Raw genomic sequence first — 18,505 nt, 5'->3', positions numbered from 1 at the left:
GGTCAGTCCGGGGCCAGCATATAGCCCGCGCCGCGCACGGTTTGCAGGTATTGCGGCTGTTTCGGGTCGCTCTCGATCTTGCGGCGCAGGCGGGTGATTTGAACATCGACCGCGCGTTCCTGCGCTTGCCCCCGGTCGCGGCCCAGTTCCTCGACCAATTTGGCACGGCTCAGCGCGACACCGGGCTGGGCGGCGAAGATCTTCATCAGCTGCACCTCGGTCGCGGTGAGGCGCACCAGATCGTCGCCCTGCCACATCTCGCCCCGCTCCATGTCATAGCGGATCACGCCGAGCGACAGCACCTTTGGCGCGGTGTCGGCAGCAGAGGTGTCGGGCATCCGGCGCAGGATCGCGTTGATGCGCAGCAGCAGTTCCTTCGGCTCGAAGGGTTTGGGCAGGTAGTCATCCGCCCCAGCCTCCAACCCCTCGATGCGGTTGTCGGTCTCGCCCTTGGCGGTCAGTAACAGGATTGGCGTTTGCAGGGTTTCGCGCAAAGCGCGGGTCAGGGCCATGCCGTCTTCGCCGGGCATCATCACGTCAAGCACGATGAGGTCGAATTCCAACCCCGCCAGCACCCGCCGCGCATGGGCCGCATCGCGGGCCGTGCTGACCAGAAAGCCGTTCCGCATCAGGAACTTCTTCAACAGGCTGCGGATCCGCTCATCGTCGTCGACGACCAGCAGGTGCGGGTCGAGATCGTTCATGGGGCGCTTTCGCGCAGCCGGTCAAAGCTCTGGCGCATTTCGGGGTCCATCATGGCCTCCAATACCGTTCTGAAACCGGCCACGGCTTCGGGTCCGGCGGTGCGAAAGGCCAACCGCATGCGCGCGCGCTGAGCGTCTGATAGCTCCTGTTCCAGCTTGCGACCCTCGTCGGTCAGGAACAGATGCCGCTCGCGCTTGTCATTGCGGCCAACCTTGCTCTGCACCAGACCATCGGCGATCAACGTGCGCAAGACACGGTTGAGCGATTGTTTCGTGACCCCGAGGATATTGAGCAGGTTGTTCACCGTCGTACCGGGGGCGCGGTTGATGAAGTGGATGGCGCGGTGATGCGCCCGGCCATAGGCCATATCGGCCAGAATCCGGTCGGGATCGGCAGTGAAACCGCGATAGGCAAAGAACATCGCCTCGATCCCCTGCCGCAGTTGTTCGTCCGTCAAAAACAGCAGGCTGTCGCCGCTGCTAGGGGCCATCATGCGCCCGTCAGCCATAGTGTGTCTCATTCTCTCTCGGGCCTGTTGGGGATCAGTTTACGTCAGCGTTGTTGACATTCCAATAGTGAAAGGCTATCGAATCTCGTGTTTTGCGCAATTAAATGTCTGCATCTGCCGATTGTTGCGCAATTTTTGAAAAGATAGCGCGTCATTTGGAGGGGAAACACCATGGCAGGCGGATATGACAACCGGGATGGGCACATCTGGATGGATGGCGAAATGGTGGATTGGCGTGAGGCCAACGTCCACATCCTGACCCATGCGATGCACTATGCGTCTTCGGTGTTTGAGGGCGAGCGCGCCTACAACGGCAAAATCTTCAAAAGCCGCGAGCATTCCGAACGGCTCAAGCGCTCGGCTGAGATGATCGACTTTGAGATCCCCTACACCATTGATGAGATCGAAGCTGCCAAGGCCGAAGTCCTCGCCGCCTCTGGCCTGCAAGACGCCTATGTGCGTGCGGTCGCTTGGCGTGGTGTGGGCGAAGACATGGGTGTCGCCTCGGCCCGCAACCCGGTCCGCATGGCTATCGCAGCATGGGAATGGGGTGCCTATTACGGCGATGCCAAGATGAAGGGCGCCAAGCTCGACATCTCCAAATGGAAGCGCCCCTCGCCCGAGACGATCCCGAGCCATGCCAAAGCGGCGGGTCTCTATATGATCTGCACCATGTCCAAACATGCGGCCGAGGCGAAGGGCTGCTCGGACGCGATGATGTATGACTACCGCGGCTATGTGGCCGAGGCGACGGGCGCGAATATCTTCTTCGTCAAGGACGGCGAAGTGCACACGCCAACGCCCGATTGCTTCCTCAACGGCATCACCCGGCAGACCGTGATCGACATGCTGCGCGAGAAGAACATCAAGGTCCACGAGCGGCACATCATGCCCGAGGAACTGGAAGGTTTCGAACAGTGCTGGCTCACCGGCACCGCCGCCGAAGTGACCCCGGTCGGCCAGATCGGCGACTGGCATTTCGAGGTCGGCGCGCTGACGCGTGAGATCGCCTTGGACTATGAAAAGCTGGTGCGCAGCTAAACGCTGCCGCTGAACTTTGCCAAAGTTACGCCGCCGTCCTGCAAACCCTTGCGGACGGCGGTTGCGATTTGAACGGCCTCTGCGGTGTCGCCATGCAGGCAGATCGTGTCGATCCGGCTGGGGATGTGCTTGCCGCTCTCGGTGATGATCGCGCCTGCCTTGACCATTTCGACCATCCGCGCCGCTGCCGCTTCCGCATCATGGATCACCGCGCCGGTCTTGCTGCGGTCGACCAGCGTCGCGTCGTCGTTATAAGCGCGGTCGGCGAAGATCTCGCCGGCCCATTTGCAGCCCAGTGATTTCACCGCGCGTTCCTGCGCCGTGGCGGCGAGGACCATGACGATGAGGTCAGGGGCCACGCTTAAGGCTGCTTCATAAAGGTCGCGCGCCAAGCCCTCATCCTCCGACGCCATATTCGCCAGCGCGCCGTGCAGTTTCAGGTGGCGTACCTCAGCGCCGACGCTGCGTGCCATGCCGACGCTCGCGGCGACCTGATAGCGGATCTGGTTCTGCAAGGTGCCACGCGGCACTGAGAGGCGGTTGCGGCCAAAACCGGCGAGGTCCATGAACCCCGGATGCGCGCCAATGCCGACGCCGTTCTCATGGGCCATGCGCATCGTCGCCGCCATGACATCGGCGTCGCCCGCATGCCCGCCACAGGCGATATTGGCCGAGGTCACGACGCGCAGAAGCGCCGCGTCGTCGCCCATTTTCCAAGGACCAAAGCTTTCGCCCATGTCGGCGTTGAGATCGACGGTTGTCATGTGCTCTCCTTCTCGAAGGGATCGGCCATGGCGGAAACCACGCCGGAGATCAGTTGATAGCCCAAGAGGTCGCGGATGCGCGCCGGGTCGCGCAACAGCGGCTGGCGGCGCTTGGGCAGGGCAGCGAGGTCGGCGCGGTGGCGCGTCTCGGCGGCCAGCGCTTCGTCGAGGTCGATGAACTCGAACCGCAGCGCAGCACCGGGCTGCGCCTGTGCGACGATCGGCAGGTCGCAGGGGATCACCGTGCCGATGCGGGGGTAGCCGCCGGTGGTCTGGCATTCGCACATCAACACGAAGGGCGCGCCGTCGCCGGTGATCTGGATGTCGCCGGGGGTGATGACTTCGGACACGATGGTAAGTTGCCCGCCGGTCGCGAAGCCTTCGCCGTCATGATCCATCCGCGCACCCATGCGGTTGGCGCGCGGATCACGGCGAAAGGTCGTTTCGGTGAACCGCTGGCGGGTTGCCTCGTCGAAGGCATCGGTCTGCATGGAGGCCACGATGCGCACCTTCTCTGCCCCGAACCGGCTGTCGCGCGGGAAAGTGAGGTTCGTCTCGCCGCCCTTATCGGCCCCCAGTGGCAGGGTCTCACCACTTTGCAGCAGCGCGCCGATGCCAGCGGCCAGATGGCTGGCGCGCGCATTCATCACCGGCGCCACGTCAAACCCGCCGCCGACATGGAGGTAGCCATAGGCCCCGTCCCGCGCGCCGCCGATGGTCAGCTTCGCCCCGGCGGGCAGGAGGTGGCTGGCGTTCCACGCGACCGGCTCGCCGTCAATGCTAACCTGCATCTGCGCCCCGGTCAGGGCTATGCGGGTGTCCTGATCGACCTCGAAACTGCCGCCGCTCCCGGCCATCTCCAGAGCCGCGCTGTTCGGATCTTGGCCCAGCAGGGCGGCCCCTTCGTGCAGGGCGGTCGGGTCCGCCGCGCCGCCGTGGGTCAGGCCTACGGCGCGATAGCCGGGGCGACCAAGGTCTTGGATGGTCATGGCCGGACCGGCTTGAAGGATGGTCAGCGTGCCGCTCATGTCAGCGCCTCCCGCTCGGCACCGCCGGTGGGGTCGTCGGCGATGCGGTCGAACTCTTGCCGGGTGATGGATGGGAAGATCAGCTCATCGCCCGGCGACAGCGGAAAGGGCATATCGCTGCCCGGGCGGAAGGTGCGAAAAGCCGTCTGGCCGATGTGCCGCCAGCCGGTGGGGGAGGCATTGGTGAAGATGATCAACTGCCGAATGGCCACCACCAGCGACCCCGGCGGCACCGATTTCGTCAGCCCCTGCTGGCGCGGAATGTCCCAATGCGGGGGCAGTTCGCCCAGGTAGGGCTGGCCGGGGGCGAAGCCGATGGTCAGCACCCGGACCCGCGCCTGCGACAGTTCCGCAATGGCCGCGTCGGGGTCGAGGCCCGCGGCCTCGGCGGCCTCCTCCAACTGCGGGGCGAGGTCGGTGCCATAGACCGTGGGCACATGCCACAGGCTGCGCCCGGCGGGGAGGGCTTCGGCGAACCAGTCGCGGGTTTCGAGCAGGTCGCGCAGGCGGTCGGTCATCGTGGTGATGGCCTCTTGGGAGACCTCGAATTGCACGAAGGTCGACACCAGCGAGGTGCTCGTCTCACTCACCTCGGGCCAGTCCTGTTCCTCTACCGCCGCGCGAAAGGCGAGGGCGGCGCGGTTGGCGGGTTCGGACATCTTCTCGGCAAAGGTGACCAATAGGCCGGAGAGGCCGACACTGCGGATGCGGGGCCAGTCAGTCATTGCGAAGCATCCTTTCGTAAAGGCGCGGCAGCAGCACCGGGGTCAGATACATCGGCAGTTGCCAGCAGCCGATAAAGATCATCAGCGGCGCGATGACCTCCGCAGGCAGCGCCACGAGAAACAGCGCGATATTGCGGTTGCCCGCACCGATCGCCAGTGGTCCGGCCACGGCGCGGAGCGGGCCGCGCCGGGTCAGCAGCAACGTGCCCGCCTGCAACAGATAGCTTAGGGCGAAGGCCAGCAGCGTCCAGCCCGCCACGGCCCATGGATCGCTGCGCAGCGCGGGGTTCAGCGCCGCCATCAGCCCCACCACGATGACCGAGAAGGCGAGCACCGATGCGCCATCCAGCGCCTCGGTTTGGCGCGGGGTGGGATGGGGCAGAAAGACATGGCGCAGGGCAAAGCCCAGCCCCGTCGCGCCAAGGATCACGGCCAAGAGCCGCAGGGCGGCGAGGGCGATTTCCGAGGCCGGGCCGAGTTGCGGCAGGGCCGCCAGCACCGGCAGGACGGTCAGCGGAAAGGCGGCGGTGCCCAGCACCATGAGCTGCATCATCCGCCCCGCGTCGAGCCGCATCAACAGGGCGAGGTTCACGCTGCCCGTCAGCGCCGGGGCCGCCGCGGCAAGGGTCAAGGCCAGTGCCGCAGGGGTCTGCCCCAGCCCGGCCAGCACGAAGCCCCCCAGCAGTAGCAGGGGCAGCAGCGTCTGCAAGGCCAGCACCGAGGCCAGCCCCCAGATGAGATCGCGCACTGCGCCAAGGGCCGCGCGGTGCCCGATCCTGAGCGCGGTGATCGTCAGCAGGGCAGCCACCATCTGCGGCAGCCACCCGGCCAGCGCCGCCGCAAGGCTGGGCAGGGCCAGCCCAGCCAGCAGCCCGACGATCAGACAGGCCCGCGCATGGCGCGAGGCCAGTCTCAGCATATAGCGCATGGCCCTTCACCGCTAAACCGGTGCGCTGCGCAGGTTTTCGGGCAGCCATGTGGCCACTTCGGGGAACCAGATCAGGACGAAGACCATGAAGACCATAATCGCGAACATCGGCAGCGCGGCCTTGGTGATATAGCCCATCTCGTGGTTGGTCATGCCTTGCAGCACAAAGAGGTTAAAGCCAATCGGCGGGGTGATCTGCGCCATCTCCACGACCACGACCACGAAGATACCGAACCAGATCAGATCAATACCCGCGCTGCGGACCATCGGCTCGACCACCGCCATGGTCAGCACGACCGAGGAGATGCCGTCGAGGAACATGCCCAGTACGATGTAGAAGACCAAGAGCGCCATCAGAAGCTCGAAGCGCGACAGCTCCATCGCCGCGATCCCATCGGCCAGCGCGCGGGGCAGACCGGTGAAACCCATCGACAGTTTCAGGAAAGCCGCGCCCGCAAGGATCAGTGCGATCATCGCAGAGGTGCGCATCGCCCCCATCAAGCTCTCGCGGAAGCTGTGCCAGTTCAGCGAGCCTTGAAACAGCGCCAGCGTGAGGGAGCCGATGACGCCGATGGCCGCCGCCTCGGTCGCCGTGGCAAAGCCGAGGTACATGGATCCGATCACGACCGTGATCAGCGCAAAGACCGGCAGCAAGAAACGCGAGTTGCGCAGCTTTTCGCCAAAGCTCATCCCGGTCTCCGCATCGGGGTTCCAATCCTTCGACAGCATGCTGGTGACGGCGACATAGCCCATGAACATCAGCGCCAGCAGCAGGCCGGGCAGCACGCCCGCGAAGAACAGTTTGGTGATGCTTTCGTTCACCGTCACCCCGTAGACGATCAGCGCCAGCGAGGGCGGGATCATCAGGCCCAACGTGGCGGCCCCGGCCAGCGTGCCGATGATCATCTTTTCAGGATAGTTGCGCGCGCGCAGCTCGGGGATCGACATCTTGCCTACGGTGGTCAGCGTCGCGGCGGAAGAGCCCGAGACGGCGGCAAAGACCGTGCAGCCGACGATATTAGTATGCACCAGTCCGCCCGGCAGTTTCGCGAGCCAAGGCGACAGCCCGCGGAACATGTCCTGCGACAGCCGCGTGCGGTAAAGGATTTCGCCCATCCAGACAAAGAGCGGCAGCGCGGTCAGCGTCCAGCTTGAGGAACTGGCCCAGATCGTGGTGATCATGGCGTCGCCCACGGGGCGGGTGGTGAAAAGCTCCATCCCGACCCAGGCCACGCCCATCAGGGCGAGGCCAACCCAGACACCGGTGCCGAGGAGGAAGAAGAGAACGATCAGAAACAGGGTAATGGCATAGATCTCGGTCATGGCGTCATTCCCCGAAGCTTTGATCGACTAGGTCACGGGTGACGCGGTGGTCGCCCTTGAAGATGAGGTGCAAAAGATTGTCTGTCAGCGCGATGGCAAGGATGCCGCCGCCGATGACCATGACGGATTGCGGTATCCAGAGTGCGGTGGCGTCTTGGTCTTGGCTGACTTCGTTGAACTTCCACGACCAGTAGACGAACCAATAGGCGTAGTAAGTGAAATACCACGCCACCGCCGCCGCCACGGCGAAACACCAGATATCCAGCAGCCGCTTTCCGCCCGCGCTCAGCGCGTTAAGCAGGATCGACACGCGGATATGCGAACCGCGGTTGAGCGCATTGGCGAAGGCGAGGAAACTGGCCCCGGCCATGGCATAGCCCGCATAGCTGGCAGCGCCCGGGAAGACATTGCCGGTCCAACGAGCGACCATCTGGGCCACGATCAAGGTAAGGATGGCCACCAGACAGAGCGCGGCAAGCGCCCCCGCCCCGGTATATAGCCCGTCCAATAGTCTGCGCAGCGCCTTCATGCGGCTCTCCCTCCGTCAAGTCATGCCCGGGCATGAGAACGGCGGCCCGGGTGACGGGCCGCCGCAGGTTTCGTGATTATTGCATCGCCTTGTAGTCGTCGACGATCGCCTCACCGTCTTCGCCCGCGGCTTCGAGCCACTCTTGCGTCATGGTCTCACCCACCTCGCGCAGGCCGGACATCAGCTCTTCGCTGGCGGGCTCGACGTTCATGCCGCCTTCGCGCAGCCCGTCATAGGTGAACTGGGTGTAGTCCTTGGACGCTTGCAGGCCACGCTCTTCGGCCTCGGTCGCGCAGGTGGTGATCGCCTCTTTGTTCGCGTCCGAGACTTCGGCCCAGACATCGGCGTTGATCATCACGTAGTTGCGCGGCAGCCATGCGTCGACTTCGTAGAAATGCGTCAGGCTTTCCCAGACCTTCTGGTCATAGCCGGTGGCCCCTGAAGAAATCATCGATTCCGCGACACCGGTGGCGAAGGCTTGGCTGACTTCGGCGGCCTCGATGGTCACGGGCGACATGCCGGTCAGCTCGGCCAGACGCGCGGTGGTGTTGTTGTAAGAGCGGAATTTCACGCCCTTCATGTCCTCGACCGAGTCGACTTCCTTTTTGAAGTAGAGTCCTTGGGGCGGCCATGGCACATTATAAAGCAGGACGAGGTTCTGCTCTTCCAGAACGGATTCAACCTTGGGCTTGGCGGCTTCCCAAAGCTGGGCGCTGGCCTCGAAAGAGGGCGCGAGGAAGGGGATGGAGTCAAAGCCGAAAACCGCGTTCTCGTTCTGGTGGCCGGAGAGCAGACGCTCGCCCAGTTGGACCTGCCCGGTCTGGATCGCGCGCTTGATGTCCGCGCCAGCAAAGAGGGCGCCGCCCGGGTGCACGGTGATCTCGATCTCGCCGCCGGTCTTCTCGCCCACGCATTCGGCGAATTGCACACCGTTCTCGGAGTGGAAGTTCGAGGCCGAATAGGCCATCGGCATGTCCCATTTCTCGGCCGCGAAGGCGGGCATGGCGGTGCCGAGCGTCAGGGCGGTCATCGCCGCGCCGGCCATCAGTCTTGCTGTCAGTGTCATGTGGTTTCTCCCTTGTTGTTGTAGTCCCACGCTTGGCGTCATCCGTCGAAGCGTTGGGGGTGATACGGGGTCAGATCCGTGTTTGGCGTCTGCCCCGTGATCAATCCGGCGATCAGTCGGCCCGTTTTCGGCCCGCCCGTCAACCCGATGTGATGGTGCCCGAAGGCAGTGTAGACCCGGCTCGTCCCGATCTGCCCGATGAGGGGCAGCGAGTCGCTGGGGGCGGGTCGGTGCCCCAGCCATTCGATCTCTTCCTTGGCGGAGAGATGGGGAAAGGCGGCTTTGGCTTGTCGGCGCAGCAGCGCCAGTGGCGTTTTGGACGCGCCCGCTTCCAACCCGCCGAACTCGACGATCCCGGCACAGCGCAGCCCTTCGGCCATGGGCGTGGCGACAAATTTGCCCGCCGCCATCATGGTGGGGCGCGATGGGCCGCCCTCGGCATCCTTGAAGACGATGTGGTAGCCGCGTTCGGATTCCAGCGGCACGTTGATCCCCAGTTTGCGCATGAGCGGTTTCGACCAGACACCAGTCGCCAGCAGCACGTCGTCGCAGGGCAGGGGGCCTTGGTCGGTGATGACCGAAGTGACTTCTTCGTCGACGATCGCCACGTCCTGCACCTCGGCCTGTCGGATGGTGCCGCCCATCCCCTCGAAAGCCTTGGCCAGCGCCCGGACATAGCCGCCGGGGTCGGCGATGAAGCCGTGGTCGGCCAGCCGTGCGATGCAGGTGATCTGCGGCCCATAGGCCGGGTCGAATTCCCTGACCGCGCCGCCGTCGATGATTTCCGGCTCGAAACCCGCCTCGCGGCGCAGCGCCCAAGTGTAGGCTTCAGCCTCGAAGGCCGCGCGGTTGGTATAGGCAAAACAATAGTCGCTGTCGCGGACCCAATCCTCCAGCCCCAGATCGGCGCAGAGAGCTTTGTGCTGCGCCACGCTGTCGCTCACGATGGGCACCAACCCGGCAGAGATGCGGCGGGTATCGCGGTCATTGGCGTGGGCCATGTAGCGGCGCAGCCATGGCAGCAGGCGGGGCAGATAGGGCCAGCGCAGGAACAGCGGAAACTCGGGGTCGCGCAGCATCCCCGGCGATTTGCGCAGCAGGCCCGGCCCGGTCACCGGCGCGACGCCCGCCGCCGCCAGCACGCCACCATTGCCATGAGAGGTGCCGCGCCCCGGCTCGGCCCGGTCGACGAGCGTTACCGCCGCCCCGGCGCGGCGCAGCCAGATCGCGGCAGAGACGCCGACAATCCCGGCGCCGATAACGACGACATGCTGGCTCATGGGTGGTGGCTTTCGATTTCGCGTTGGGTCATGGCTTGTTTCCTTTGGGGCATCTTTTACACAAAAAATCACCACGTCAACAAAATGCTGATAAAATGTCATTGTTAGGGTTTCGCTTGTCTCGCCCTGCCCGCAAAGGCATCCTGCGCCCAAACGGAGGGCATATGACAAACGAGACGGGCGCGCGGCTGGGAATCCTCATGCTGGACACGCGGTTTCCCCGCATTCTGGGGGATGTCGGCCATGCGGGCAGTTGGGATTTTCCTGTGCGCTATGCCGTGGTGCCGGGGGCCACGCCCGAAGCGATCGTATGTGACGATATCGACCCCTTCGTGCAGGCTTTCATCGCCGTGGGGCGCGACTTGATCGCCGAAGGCTGCACCGGCATTGCCACCACCTGCGGGTTCTTGGCGCTGATCCGGCCTCGCCTCGCCGAAGCGCTGGGCGTGCCCGTTGCCGCCTCTGCGTTGGAGCAGGCGGGGCAGATCGCCGCCTGCCTGCCGCCGGGGCAAAGGCTGGGCATCTTGACGATCTCCGCCGCAACGCTTTCGCCCGCCCATCTGCGCGCGGCGGGGGTGCCCGAGGGCAGCCCGGTGGTGGGGATGGAGGGCAGCGGCTTCGCCCGAACGATCCTCGGCAATCTGCCCGACCTCGACGTGGGGCAGGCACGGGCCGAGATGGTGCAGGCGGCGCAGCGGTTGGTGGAGGCCCACGCGGATGTCGGGGCGATCCTTTTGGAATGCACCAACATGGTGCCATATGCCTCCGACATCGCGGCGGCGACCGGGCGGCCCGTGCATTCGATCCACAGCTATCTCAACTGGTTTCACGCAGGGCTCCTGCCGCCCCGTTTCAGCTAATGTGGCACGCGCAGCCAGCCCTCGGTGAAGCTGACCCGGCGCACCCCAGCCAGCGGGAGGAGGCGGTGCAGCTCTGCCTCGAAGGCCGCTTGCCGCCCCTTGCCCCAGCGAACCCCGCGTTCGGGCCAGAGCGCGGTGACGTGCAAGACGTCCAGATCGCGATGCGCCTTCATATCGACCCGTCCCACCAGCCTGTCGCTCTGTAGCAGCGGAAAGACATAGTAGCCGTATTCGCGCTGCGCCTCGGGCACGAAGACCTCGATCCGGTAGTCGAAACCGAAAAGCCGGGCGGCGCGTTTGCGGTCGCGCAGGGCGGGGTCGAAGGGGCTGAGCACCCGGAGCCGTTTGGGCGGTTCGCGGGTAAGGGCGGGGTCATCGGCCCAGCCGGGGCGGGCAAAGGCGGGGCGCAGGCTGCCGTCGGCCGCCTCAATGTCGATCTCCTCCAGCCGCCCCGCGCCTTGTTCTGCCGCGCACCAGCCGCGCGCCTCGGCGGGGGAGATATGGGCCCAGAAGGCGGCCAATTCCCCTGCCGTGGCAAAACCCAAGCGCGCCAGCGCCTGATCGCAGCACCAGTCGATCGTCTGCTCTATGTCGGGGGCATGCGCCGGGTCGCGCAGCGCGGCGGGGACCACCCGCTCGGTCAGGTCATAGCGCTTGCGAAACCCCTCGCGCCCGGTCACAGCCAGCGCGCCGCTGCGCCACAGATACTCCAGCGCGGTTTTCGACGGATGCCATTGCCACCAGCCCCCGCTGCTGCGCGGCTCGTCGCGGCCCACGTCGGATGAGGTGACGCTGCCCTCGGCCCGAACCTGCGCGAGCACGTTTTGCATCTGTGTTTCGAAGTCGTGCCGCTGCCAATCCTTCCAGCGGCCCAGCAGCTTGGCCGCATCGCGGGTTCGGCGCAGATGCCATTGCGGGTAGAATTCCATCGGGATGACGGCGGCGTCATGGGTCCAATGCTCAAACAGCGCCCGGTCTTTTTCATAAAGCCGCTTGAGCGCAGCGGGGCGATAGCGCGGACGGCGGGCGAACAGGATCAGATCATGCGCCCGCGCCACCGTGTTGATGCTGTCGAGTTGCACAAAACCCAGATCATGGATCAGCTTGAGCAGTGCCGCGCCCTTGGTCGGGCCCTGCGGCGGGTCCGACAGCAGGTGACGCGTCAGAAACAACCGCCGCGCGGCGGCATTGCCGAGCCTTGGGCGGCTCACCCCTGACGGCGGCGGCGCAGGGTATCGCCCAGAGACAGCGTTGGCGTCAGGGTGATTTGTGTTTGCATTTCCGGGTCCGGTTTGGGCTGGGTCTGGTTGAGGATGATCCGCGCCGCGGCCTGACCGATCTCGTTCCGGCAAGCGTCCATCGTCGCCAATTGACGCGGCAGACCTTGCAGCAGTTCGACGTTGTTGAACCCGGCGAGGCCAATCTGACCGGGAATGTCGATGCCTTGGTCGATCAGGTGCAGCAGCCCGCCCGCGCCGATCATGTCATTGGAATAATAGAGAAAATCAAGGTCGGGCGAGCGTTCGAGCATCTCTTGTGTCATCTCGCGCCCCTTGGCCAGCGCGGAGCCGCCCGAGTAAAAGGCCCGGTCTTCGATCTCGACCCCCGCCTTGGCGAGCCCTTCGGTAAAGCCCTCGAACCGTTTGCGCGCGCGGTGGTCGAGGGGCATTTTCGTGCCCATGAAGCCAATCCGCTCATAGCCCTCGCGCAGGATCGCCTGTGCCATCTCCCGCCCGGCGCGGCGGTGCGAAATCCCCACCATCGCATCGACAGGTTTGCCGTCGGTGTCCATGATCTCGACCACCGGAATGCCCGCATTGCGCAGCATGGCGCGGGTGGCATCGGAATGCTCCAACCCCGCGATGATCACCCCAGAGGGCCGCCATGAGAGCATCTCATAAAGCACCCGCTCTTCCTTCTCGGGCAGGTAGTCTGTCACCCCCACCACCGGCTGCAGCGGCGTGTCTTCGAGCACTTGGTTGATGCCGTTCAGAACTTCGGGGAACACCATATTGCCCAACGAAGGGATCACGACCGCCACAAGGTTCACGCGCTGGCTGGCCAGCGATCCGGCGATCTGGTTGGGCACATAGCCAAGCGCCTTGGCGGCGGCGAGAACGCGATTGCGGGTGGCCTCCGACACGTCGCCGCGTTTGCGCAGGACGCGGCTGACCGTCATCTCGGAAACGCCGCAAGCATCGGACACATCACGCAGGGTCAACGGGCGTTTGGGGGGTGTGGTCAATTTGGTTTTCCTGTTTGCCTTACCCATAGGTAGCGCGAAGCGGGAGGCGCGATCAAGCATTGCCGCAGCCCTGCTGCGAGGCGCAGTCATTCGGTTGCCAATCTGCCGATGACATCGCCAGACGCTTGCGTTAAACCCAAGCCTGTCGGCCCCGTGGCTCAACTGGATAGAGCAGCCCCCTCCTAAGGGGCAGGTTGCAGGTTCGAATCCTGCCGGGGTCGCCATTCGGCGCGTAGGGCGCTGCCGACCACCTCACCCCCTTGTGCCTTGAAATCCCCATCCGGTCTGTCAGATTGCCCCGGATATAATCAGGAATGGCAGAGGCTTTGATGAAAACAGGAACTTTTGTGATCGGGGCGGCCTTGCTGGCCGTTGCCGGATGTACGGTACCGGCGAGTGGGCCGCAGGGCGGCTCGGCCCGCGTGGGCAATCTGCCGAAGTCGGTGGTGAGCCTTGCCGCGCCGAACCAAGATCTGTCGACGGCGCGGTTGCTGCCGGAGGATGGCTGCTATTGGTATCAGCACAACGGCCCGGTCGAGACGACGCTGGTGCCGCTGCGGGCGGTGGGTGGCAATCCGATCTGCACCAAACGCCAAGCCTGACATAACAACGGGGGCCGCCAAGCGGCTCCCGTTTTTCGTTCCAACTTAGCTGCTGGCAACAACGCTTTCTTCCGCCGAGTAGAGATAGGCCGTCGAGCCGGTCTGCACATTCGGGTAGAGCTGGTTGATATGCGCCATGATCATCCGCACACAGCCTGAGCTTGCCCGGCCCCCAATGCTTTGTGGCTGCGGGGTGCCGTGGATGCGCAGATAGGTGTCGCGGTTCCCTTCAAAGAGGTAAAGTGCCCGCGAGCCGAGGGGGTTTTCCGGGCCGGGCGGCACGCCGTCCTCAAGGCCAGCGTAGAGCTCGGGATCGCGCTTGATCATGTTTTGGGTGGGCGTCCAATGCGGCCATTGCACCTTGCGCTTGATCGTATAGGTGCCCGGCTCATAAAGATTGCCACGCGCGATCGCTACGCCGTAGCGCATTGCGGTGCCGCCCTCTTCGATATGATAGATATAGCGCGCCACCGCATCGACGTGGATGTCACCGACGCGCAGGTTGTCATTCGCCACGACCCGCTGCGGCAAGAAGCGCGGGTGGACGCCCCAAGGGTTGCTCGTCGCCGGGTCAAAGCCTGCTGGGGTGACCTGCGCATCCCAAGCGGCCTTCTCTGCCGCGCTTGGGCGCGTGCGGGCCATCAGGGGGGTGGCAATCGCGCCGGAAAATAGCGCCGTGGTGGTCTGGATGAAATGACGTCTTGTCAGCATGTGGTCGCTCCGTGGTTGACCTCTCTGCGCGGGGCAGGGTCGTATGCGTGTATGAGAGACTAACGGCCTTTCCCCGCTGGAGGTTCAAGGAAGAAGGCGGTTGCTGAAGATATTGTGATCTAAAACACACGGTTTTCACGGAGAAACGGGGCGCGGGCGGGTGGGCGCGCGCCCCGAATGCTGGGGGGTAGGAGGTAGGGAGGGCCCGGTCAGCCGCGCCCGCGGTAGGGCGGCACCCCTTGATCGGGGATCCAGACGCCCTCGGGCAGGGGGCCGGTTTGCCAGAATACATCGATGGGAATGCCGCCGCGCGGATACCAATAGCCGCCGATCCGCAGCCATTGTGGGTCGAGGAATTCGGCCAACCGTCGGGCGATGGAGATGGTGCAATCCTCATGAAAGGCGCCGTGATTGCGGAAGGAGGTCAGAAACAGCTTGAGCGATTTCGATTCCACCAGCCACGGGCCGGGCACATAGTCGATCACCAGATGGGCAAAGTCGGGCTGGCCGGTCATCGGGCAAAGCGAGGTGAACTCCGGCGCGGTGAAGCGCACGTTATAGGCCACATCGGCCTGCGGGTTCGGCACACGCTCAAGCTCGGCCTCTTCGGGGCTGGCGGGGATGCGGGTTTCCCCGCCGAGCTGTTTAAGATTGCTGTAGATGTCGTCGGACATGGGGTCTCCATCGGTCAGACGCCGCGCTTGTTGCCCCAGATCAGGACATGAAGCTGCGGCAGGATACGGGGGGCGAACCAGTGATCGGTCATAGCAAGGTCGGTCAGCCAGCCCAAACGGTCGGCCAGCGCTTGCGGGTCCACCGGCGTGGCGGGGTCGACCTCGGGGTTGCCGGGTTGAAGGTAGAGCGGGATATCGAGGTGATGGGCATGCACTTCGCGCGCCCAATGGTAGTCGATCTCGTCGAAGATCACGATCTTCATCACCTGCTGCCGCGCCTGCGCGCCGAGCGTCCGGCAGGCGTCGAATGCGTCCCAATCGACGCGCTCACCGCTTGATGGCGGTTTGGGGGAGAGCACGAGCGTATCGAGATCGGCAAACCATGGCCGCGCGATAGAGCCTTGGGTCTCACAGGCGAAACGATAGCCCGCGGCTTTGCCCATGCGGATCAGGGGGCCGAAATCCTGTATCGCCGGGTTGCCACCCGAGAGGGAGACGGTCAGCGGTTGGTCCTTGGAAAGCTTGCGGATCCGGCGCCAGATGTCCTCGGTCGCCATGGGGGTCCAGCTATGGCGGTATTGGCTGTCGACGGCATGCAGGCTGTCGCACCAGCTGCACCGATAGTCACAGCCGCCCGCGCGGACGAATACCGTCGGCTCCCCGATCAGCGCGCCTTCGCCCTGAATGGTGGGGCCGAAAATCTCGGCAATGCGCAGGGTCATGGCCGGTATTCCGCCCATGTTTTCGGGGTCTCGCTGACCAGCACGGCAGAGGTCTCGGGCCAACGCGCCGCGCACCAGTCGTGGAAATGTTTCGCCATGTTCTCGGCGGTGGAGGGGCCGTCCAGCACATCGTTCAGGTGCCGGTGGTCAAAGTGATCGTCGATATAGCTCTTGAGCGGTTTCAAGTCGTGGTAATCGCGCACGAAACCATCGGCAGTGAGCGTCTCGGCGGCCAGTTCGACCACAACGATGTAGTTGTGCCCATGCAGCCGCGCGCATTGATGATCGTCGGGCAGGTGGGTCAACTGGTGGCTGGCGGAGAAGTGGAATTCCTTGCGAATACGGAACATCAGCCTTCCTCCCGCGCGGCAAGGGCCGTGGTCCAATAGTCGGGGTCGGCGTAGACAGTCGGGTCTGTGACCTCGGCCAGATGAAAGGCTTCGCGCCGTTCGACACAGGTGCCGCAGCGCCCGCAATGGACCGCGCCGCCCTTGTAGCAGGACCACGTCTCAGCGAAGGGCGTGCCGTGCTGCGCACCTTGGCGGACGATCTCGGCCTTGCTGTGCTCGACAAAGGGCGTGTGCAGCCGCACATTGGCATAGCCGTCGAGCGCGGCCTGCTGCATCGCATCGAAGGCGCGGGTGAAACCGGGGCGGCAGTCGGGATAGATGAAATGATCGCCGCCATGCACGGCAGTGGCCACGGCCTCATCCCCCTGCGCGGCGGCAATGCCAAAGCCGATCGACAGCATGATCGCATTGCGGTTCGGCACGACGGTGATCTTCATCGTGTCTTCGGCGTAATGCCCATCGGGCACGTCGATATCGTCGGTCAGGGCGGAGCCCGATAGCGCCGCACCGATCCGGCGCATGTCGATCAGGTGAAACGGCACGCCCAATCGTTCGGCCGCCGCCCGGGCGAAATCGACCTCTTTGCGGTGGCGCTGGCCATAGTCGAAGGAGACGAGCCGGGTGAGGTGATGCACCTCGGCGGTGATATGCGCAAGCGACACGGAATCGAGTCCGCCTGAGCAGATGACAAGTGTTTTCATTTTGGGGCCCTTGTTTTGATGTCCGGGTAGGCTGCGACCGGATGGCGGGGCTTATTTCAGAATTTGCGCGGATTGCAAGCCTGACGCGCGGGCGGGCGGGCAGCCGCCACAGAGGCAGGAGGGTTTCCGCCAAAACCCGATAAAATAAGGATTTTGGCCTTAACGATTAAACCTAAGTTAACTTTAGACAATGCCGAATTCGCGCTATGGTGGGGCTATGTTGAAAAGCACCCAAAGCGTCACGCTCGACGCCAGCCATTATGAATTGATCGAGGCGATGACCGATGAGGTGGTCATTCTTGACGCCACCGGCAAGATTGTCGCGGTCAATATGGCGTGGAAACTGTTTTGCGAAGAGAACGGCGGCGATACCGGAACGCATTACGTCGGCGCCAATTACTTTGACATCTGCGAAGCGGCGGCCATGGGTGCCGTGGTGCAGGCGGAAACGGTTCTGGAGGGGCTGCGCCAAGCGCTGAAAACCGGGACTTCCTTTGAGGGGGAATACCCCTGCGATGGGCCGGGGGTGCGGCGCTGGTTTCAACTCAACGCCAACCGCCTGACGATCCAAGGCGCGCCCTGCCTTCTGTTGCAGCACCGCAATGTCACGACACGCCGTATGGCGCATGACGATATCGAACGGGCCCATGTGCAGGCGGAAACCTTTGCTGCCCTCGTGGCCACCACGGCCGAAGCGATCCTGACCTATGACATGGAAGGCCGCATCATCAGTTGGAATCCGGCAGCTGAGCGGCTCTATGGCTATACGGAAGAGGAGGCTTTGGGCCAGTCGGTCGAGCTTTTGTATCCGCCGGATTGGCCGACGCGGGTGCTTGAGTATCGCGATCAGATCATGGCCGGCAAGCTGCGCCAATTCAATGCGGTGCGCGTGGCCAAGGACGGAACCGAGCGCCATGTCACCATCGCCTGCACGCCCATTCGGACGCTTTCGGGGGATATCGTCTCGATCTCGAACATCCACCATGATGTGACTGCCACGCGCAAGGCCGAAGAGGTGCGCGATCTCGTCTCGCGTGAGGTCATCCACCGGGCCAAGAACATGCTTTCTCTGGTCACAGCGATGCAGCGGCAGACGGCGAGTTCGGCGGCCTCTCTCGCGGAGTTCAACAAATCCTTCGGAGCCCGTATTCAGGCGCTGGCCCGGTCCACCGATTTGCTGGTCGATGGCGGCTGGTCTTCGGTGGATCTGGCCGAACTGGTGCGCGCACAGTTGGACCCGTTTTTGCATTTGCAGGCTAAGGCGGTGGATGTGGATGGCCCCTCTGTCGCTTTGGGACCGCAGGCGTTGCAACTGATCGGCATGGCGCTGCATGAACTGGCGACAAATTCCACGAAATACGGGGTGATGAGCGACGGCTGCGGCGATATCCAGTGCCACTGGTCCCATACCGAAAAGGGCGGGCTGCGTTTTCAGTGGATCGAGACCGGCATCACCATTGACCCCTCTGCCAAGAAAGCCACCGGTTTCGGGAGCAAGGTTCTCTCCGTATTGGCACCTGCGATGGTTAATGGCGCGGCGGAAACGGTGACCAGCGAAAACGCCCTGACTTGGACAGTCACGATCCCTGCCGCGCATCTGGGAAAACTGGCCTGAGCAGCGGCGCGCCTGTGGTGCTGCGCAGGGTTGCCGGTTGACCTAAATCACCCCTTTGCGGAACTCTCCTGCGTTGGAAACTTGTTCCTCCTTTGAGATGTCGTTTGAAAAGGTAAAAGGAGGCTAGG

Annotated in this window: 21 protein-coding genes and 1 tRNA gene; 5 read left to right on the top strand and 17 right to left on the bottom strand. The window is 64.1% G+C overall.

Annotation, left to right across the window (positions count from 1 at the left end):
* Window positions 1-2 precede the first annotated feature (2 nt).
* On the bottom strand, window positions 3-704 hold the full coding sequence (locus ACGYKA_RS05935) for a response regulator (protein WP_067264987.1): 702 nt from the start codon (window positions 702-704) through the stop codon (window positions 3-5).
* Window positions 701-1,213, bottom strand: a complete 513-nt coding sequence (locus tag ACGYKA_RS05930) for a MarR family winged helix-turn-helix transcriptional regulator (RefSeq protein ID WP_067264985.1) — start codon at window positions 1,211-1,213, stop codon at window positions 701-703. Before ACGYKA_RS05930 ends, ACGYKA_RS05935 begins: the two co-directional genes overlap by 4 nt.
* A 171-nt stretch (window positions 1,214-1,384) precedes the next feature.
* Here ACGYKA_RS05930 and ACGYKA_RS05925 point away from each other — a divergent pair, with 171 nt between their 5' ends.
* A complete protein-coding gene (locus tag ACGYKA_RS05925) occupies window positions 1,385-2,254 on the top strand; it encodes a branched-chain amino acid aminotransferase (RefSeq protein WP_067264982.1) in 870 nt (289 codons plus the stop codon).
* On the opposite strand, the gene ACGYKA_RS05920 is transcribed toward ACGYKA_RS05925, so the two are convergent.
* From ACGYKA_RS05920 to ACGYKA_RS05885, 8 genes are all read right to left on the bottom strand, one after another.
* A complete protein-coding gene (locus ACGYKA_RS05920; RefSeq protein ID WP_394408378.1) occupies window positions 2,251-3,018 on the bottom strand; it encodes a LamB/YcsF family protein in 768 nt (255 codons plus the stop codon). The genes ACGYKA_RS05925 and ACGYKA_RS05920 overlap by 4 nt on opposite strands.
* Complete coding sequence (locus ACGYKA_RS05915) at window positions 3,015-4,046, bottom strand: biotin-dependent carboxyltransferase family protein (RefSeq protein WP_394408381.1); 1,032 nt, start codon at window positions 4,044-4,046, stop codon at window positions 3,015-3,017. Before ACGYKA_RS05915 ends, ACGYKA_RS05920 begins: the two co-directional genes overlap by 4 nt.
* Window positions 4,043-4,771 carry an allophanate hydrolase subunit 1 gene (locus ACGYKA_RS05910; RefSeq protein WP_394408384.1) on the bottom strand — a complete coding sequence of 243 codons (729 nt, stop codon included), beginning with the start codon at window positions 4,769-4,771 and terminating at the stop codon, window positions 4,043-4,045. The genes ACGYKA_RS05915 and ACGYKA_RS05910 overlap by 4 nt, the downstream gene beginning before the upstream one ends.
* Window positions 4,764-5,699 carry a hypothetical protein gene (locus tag ACGYKA_RS05905; RefSeq protein ID WP_394408387.1) on the bottom strand — a complete coding sequence of 312 codons (936 nt, stop codon included), beginning with the start codon at window positions 5,697-5,699 and terminating at the stop codon, window positions 4,764-4,766. The genes ACGYKA_RS05910 and ACGYKA_RS05905 overlap by 8 nt, the downstream gene beginning before the upstream one ends.
* Window positions 5,700-5,711: 12 nt before the next feature.
* Window positions 5,712-7,022: a TRAP transporter large permease gene (locus ACGYKA_RS05900; protein ID WP_271688758.1), complete on the bottom strand. Its 1,311-nt coding sequence runs from the start codon at window positions 7,020-7,022 to the stop codon at window positions 5,712-5,714.
* Between the two features lie 4 nt (window positions 7,023-7,026).
* On the bottom strand, window positions 7,027-7,551 hold the full coding sequence (locus tag ACGYKA_RS05895; protein WP_276153815.1) for a TRAP transporter small permease: 525 nt from the start codon (window positions 7,549-7,551) through the stop codon (window positions 7,027-7,029).
* A 76-nt stretch (window positions 7,552-7,627) separates the two neighbouring features.
* Complete coding sequence (locus tag ACGYKA_RS05890) at window positions 7,628-8,617, bottom strand: TRAP transporter substrate-binding protein (RefSeq protein ID WP_394408390.1); 990 nt, start codon at window positions 8,615-8,617, stop codon at window positions 7,628-7,630.
* Between the two features lie 38 nt (window positions 8,618-8,655).
* Window positions 8,656-9,897 carry an NAD(P)/FAD-dependent oxidoreductase gene (locus ACGYKA_RS05885; RefSeq protein WP_394408393.1) on the bottom strand — a complete coding sequence of 414 codons (1,242 nt, stop codon included), beginning with the start codon at window positions 9,895-9,897 and terminating at the stop codon, window positions 8,656-8,658.
* Window positions 9,898-10,061: 164 nt separating this feature from the next.
* On the opposite strand from ACGYKA_RS05885, the gene ACGYKA_RS05880 reads away from it, so the two are divergent.
* Window positions 10,062-10,757: an aspartate/glutamate racemase family protein gene (locus ACGYKA_RS05880; RefSeq protein ID WP_394408396.1), complete on the top strand. Its 696-nt coding sequence runs from the start codon at window positions 10,062-10,064 to the stop codon at window positions 10,755-10,757.
* Here the strand turns inward: ACGYKA_RS05880 and ACGYKA_RS05875 are convergent.
* Together ACGYKA_RS05875 and ACGYKA_RS05870 are read right to left on the bottom strand one after the other, a co-directional pair.
* Entirely contained in the window at window positions 10,754-11,968 is a 1,215-nt protein-coding gene (locus ACGYKA_RS05875) for a winged helix-turn-helix domain-containing protein (protein WP_394408399.1), read from the bottom strand. The genes ACGYKA_RS05880 and ACGYKA_RS05875 overlap by 4 nt on opposite strands.
* Entirely contained in the window at window positions 11,965-13,002 is a 1,038-nt protein-coding gene (locus ACGYKA_RS05870; protein WP_394408402.1) for a LacI family DNA-binding transcriptional regulator, read from the bottom strand. The genes ACGYKA_RS05875 and ACGYKA_RS05870 overlap by 4 nt, the downstream gene beginning before the upstream one ends.
* A 147-nt stretch (window positions 13,003-13,149) precedes the next feature.
* On the opposite strand from ACGYKA_RS05870, the gene ACGYKA_RS05865 reads away from it, so the two are divergent.
* Both ACGYKA_RS05865 and ACGYKA_RS05860 read left to right on the top strand, forming a co-directional pair.
* A tRNA-Arg gene (locus ACGYKA_RS05865) sits at window positions 13,150-13,226 on the top strand.
* Window positions 13,227-13,331: 105 nt separating this feature from the next.
* Complete coding sequence (locus ACGYKA_RS05860) at window positions 13,332-13,604, top strand: hypothetical protein (protein WP_394438197.1); 273 nt, start codon at window positions 13,332-13,334, stop codon at window positions 13,602-13,604.
* Between the two features lie 45 nt (window positions 13,605-13,649).
* On the opposite strand, the gene ACGYKA_RS05855 is transcribed toward ACGYKA_RS05860, so the two are convergent.
* The 5 genes from ACGYKA_RS05855 to queC form a co-directional block, all read right to left on the bottom strand.
* A complete protein-coding gene (locus tag ACGYKA_RS05855; protein ID WP_067268495.1) occupies window positions 13,650-14,315 on the bottom strand; it encodes a L,D-transpeptidase in 666 nt (221 codons plus the stop codon).
* Between the two features lie 209 nt (window positions 14,316-14,524).
* Complete coding sequence (gene queF / locus ACGYKA_RS05850) at window positions 14,525-14,989, bottom strand: preQ(1) synthase (RefSeq protein WP_067268534.1); 465 nt, start codon at window positions 14,987-14,989, stop codon at window positions 14,525-14,527.
* Window positions 14,990-15,003: 14 nt separating this feature from the next.
* The gene (gene queE / locus ACGYKA_RS05845; protein ID WP_394408408.1) at window positions 15,004-15,711 is read right to left on the bottom strand and encodes a 7-carboxy-7-deazaguanine synthase QueE; all 708 of its coding nucleotides are present in this window, start codon (window positions 15,709-15,711) and stop codon (window positions 15,004-15,006) included.
* Entirely contained in the window at window positions 15,708-16,061 is a 354-nt protein-coding gene (queD, locus tag ACGYKA_RS05840; RefSeq protein ID WP_322328526.1) for a 6-carboxytetrahydropterin synthase QueD, read from the bottom strand. The genes queE and queD overlap by 4 nt, the downstream gene beginning before the upstream one ends.
* Window positions 16,061-16,762 (bottom strand): 7-cyano-7-deazaguanine synthase QueC, encoded by a 702-nt coding sequence (gene queC / locus ACGYKA_RS05835; RefSeq protein WP_394408412.1) that lies wholly within the window; start codon window positions 16,760-16,762, stop codon window positions 16,061-16,063. The genes queD and queC overlap by 1 nt, the downstream gene beginning before the upstream one ends.
* Window positions 16,763-16,979: 217 nt before the next feature.
* Here queC and ACGYKA_RS05830 point away from each other — a divergent pair, with 217 nt between their 5' ends.
* On the top strand, window positions 16,980-18,377 hold the full coding sequence (locus ACGYKA_RS05830) for a sensor histidine kinase (RefSeq protein WP_271692819.1): 1,398 nt from the start codon (window positions 16,980-16,982) through the stop codon (window positions 18,375-18,377).
* Window positions 18,378-18,505: the final 128 nt, after the last annotated feature.

The organism is Sulfitobacter sp. 1A15106 (assembly GCF_043556995.1).
Lineage (GTDB): Bacteria > Pseudomonadota > Alphaproteobacteria > Rhodobacterales > Rhodobacteraceae > Sulfitobacter > Sulfitobacter faviae.
The sequence above is the reverse complement of the archived record's forward strand: the minus strand, read 5'-3'. Positions and strand labels throughout refer to the sequence as shown.

Excerpts from the sequence above, each read along its gene's own strand:
- ACGYKA_RS05935 (WP_067264987.1), bottom strand. The coding sequence starts at position 704 with ATGAACGATCTCGACCCGCACCTGCTGGTCGTCGACGACGATGAGCGG.
- ACGYKA_RS05930 (WP_067264985.1), bottom strand. The coding sequence starts at position 1,213 with ATGGCTGACGGGCGCATGATGGCCCCTAGCAGCGGCGACAGCCTGCTG.
- ACGYKA_RS05925 (WP_067264982.1), top strand. The coding sequence starts at position 1,385 with ATGGCAGGCGGATATGACAACCGGGATGGGCACATCTGGATGGATGGC.
- ACGYKA_RS05920 (WP_394408378.1), bottom strand. The coding sequence starts at position 3,018 with ATGACAACCGTCGATCTCAACGCCGACATGGGCGAAAGCTTTGGTCCT.
- ACGYKA_RS05915 (WP_394408381.1), bottom strand. The coding sequence starts at position 4,046 with ATGAGCGGCACGCTGACCATCCTTCAAGCCGGTCCGGCCATGACCATC.
- ACGYKA_RS05910 (WP_394408384.1), bottom strand. The coding sequence starts at position 4,771 with ATGACTGACTGGCCCCGCATCCGCAGTGTCGGCCTCTCCGGCCTATTG.
- ACGYKA_RS05905 (WP_394408387.1), bottom strand. The coding sequence starts at position 5,699 with ATGCGCTATATGCTGAGACTGGCCTCGCGCCATGCGCGGGCCTGTCTG.
- ACGYKA_RS05900 (WP_271688758.1), bottom strand. The coding sequence starts at position 7,022 with ATGACCGAGATCTATGCCATTACCCTGTTTCTGATCGTTCTCTTCTTC.
- ACGYKA_RS05895 (WP_276153815.1), bottom strand. The coding sequence starts at position 7,551 with ATGAAGGCGCTGCGCAGACTATTGGACGGGCTATATACCGGGGCGGGG.
- ACGYKA_RS05890 (WP_394408390.1), bottom strand. The coding sequence starts at position 8,617 with ATGACACTGACAGCAAGACTGATGGCCGGCGCGGCGATGACCGCCCTG.
- ACGYKA_RS05885 (WP_394408393.1), bottom strand. The coding sequence starts at position 9,897 with ATGAGCCAGCATGTCGTCGTTATCGGCGCCGGGATTGTCGGCGTCTCT.
- ACGYKA_RS05880 (WP_394408396.1), top strand. The coding sequence starts at position 10,062 with ATGACAAACGAGACGGGCGCGCGGCTGGGAATCCTCATGCTGGACACG.
- ACGYKA_RS05860 (WP_394438197.1), top strand. The coding sequence starts at position 13,332 with ATGAAAACAGGAACTTTTGTGATCGGGGCGGCCTTGCTGGCCGTTGCC.
- ACGYKA_RS05855 (WP_067268495.1), bottom strand. The coding sequence starts at position 14,315 with ATGCTGACAAGACGTCATTTCATCCAGACCACCACGGCGCTATTTTCC.
- queF (WP_067268534.1), bottom strand. The coding sequence starts at position 14,989 with ATGTCCGACGACATCTACAGCAATCTTAAACAGCTCGGCGGGGAAACC.
- queE (WP_394408408.1), bottom strand. The coding sequence starts at position 15,711 with ATGACCCTGCGCATTGCCGAGATTTTCGGCCCCACCATTCAGGGCGAA.
- queD (WP_322328526.1), bottom strand. The coding sequence starts at position 16,061 with ATGTTCCGTATTCGCAAGGAATTCCACTTCTCCGCCAGCCACCAGTTG.
- queC (WP_394408412.1), bottom strand. The coding sequence starts at position 16,762 with ATGAAAACACTTGTCATCTGCTCAGGCGGACTCGATTCCGTGTCGCTT.
- ACGYKA_RS05830 (WP_271692819.1), top strand. The coding sequence starts at position 16,980 with ATGTTGAAAAGCACCCAAAGCGTCACGCTCGACGCCAGCCATTATGAA.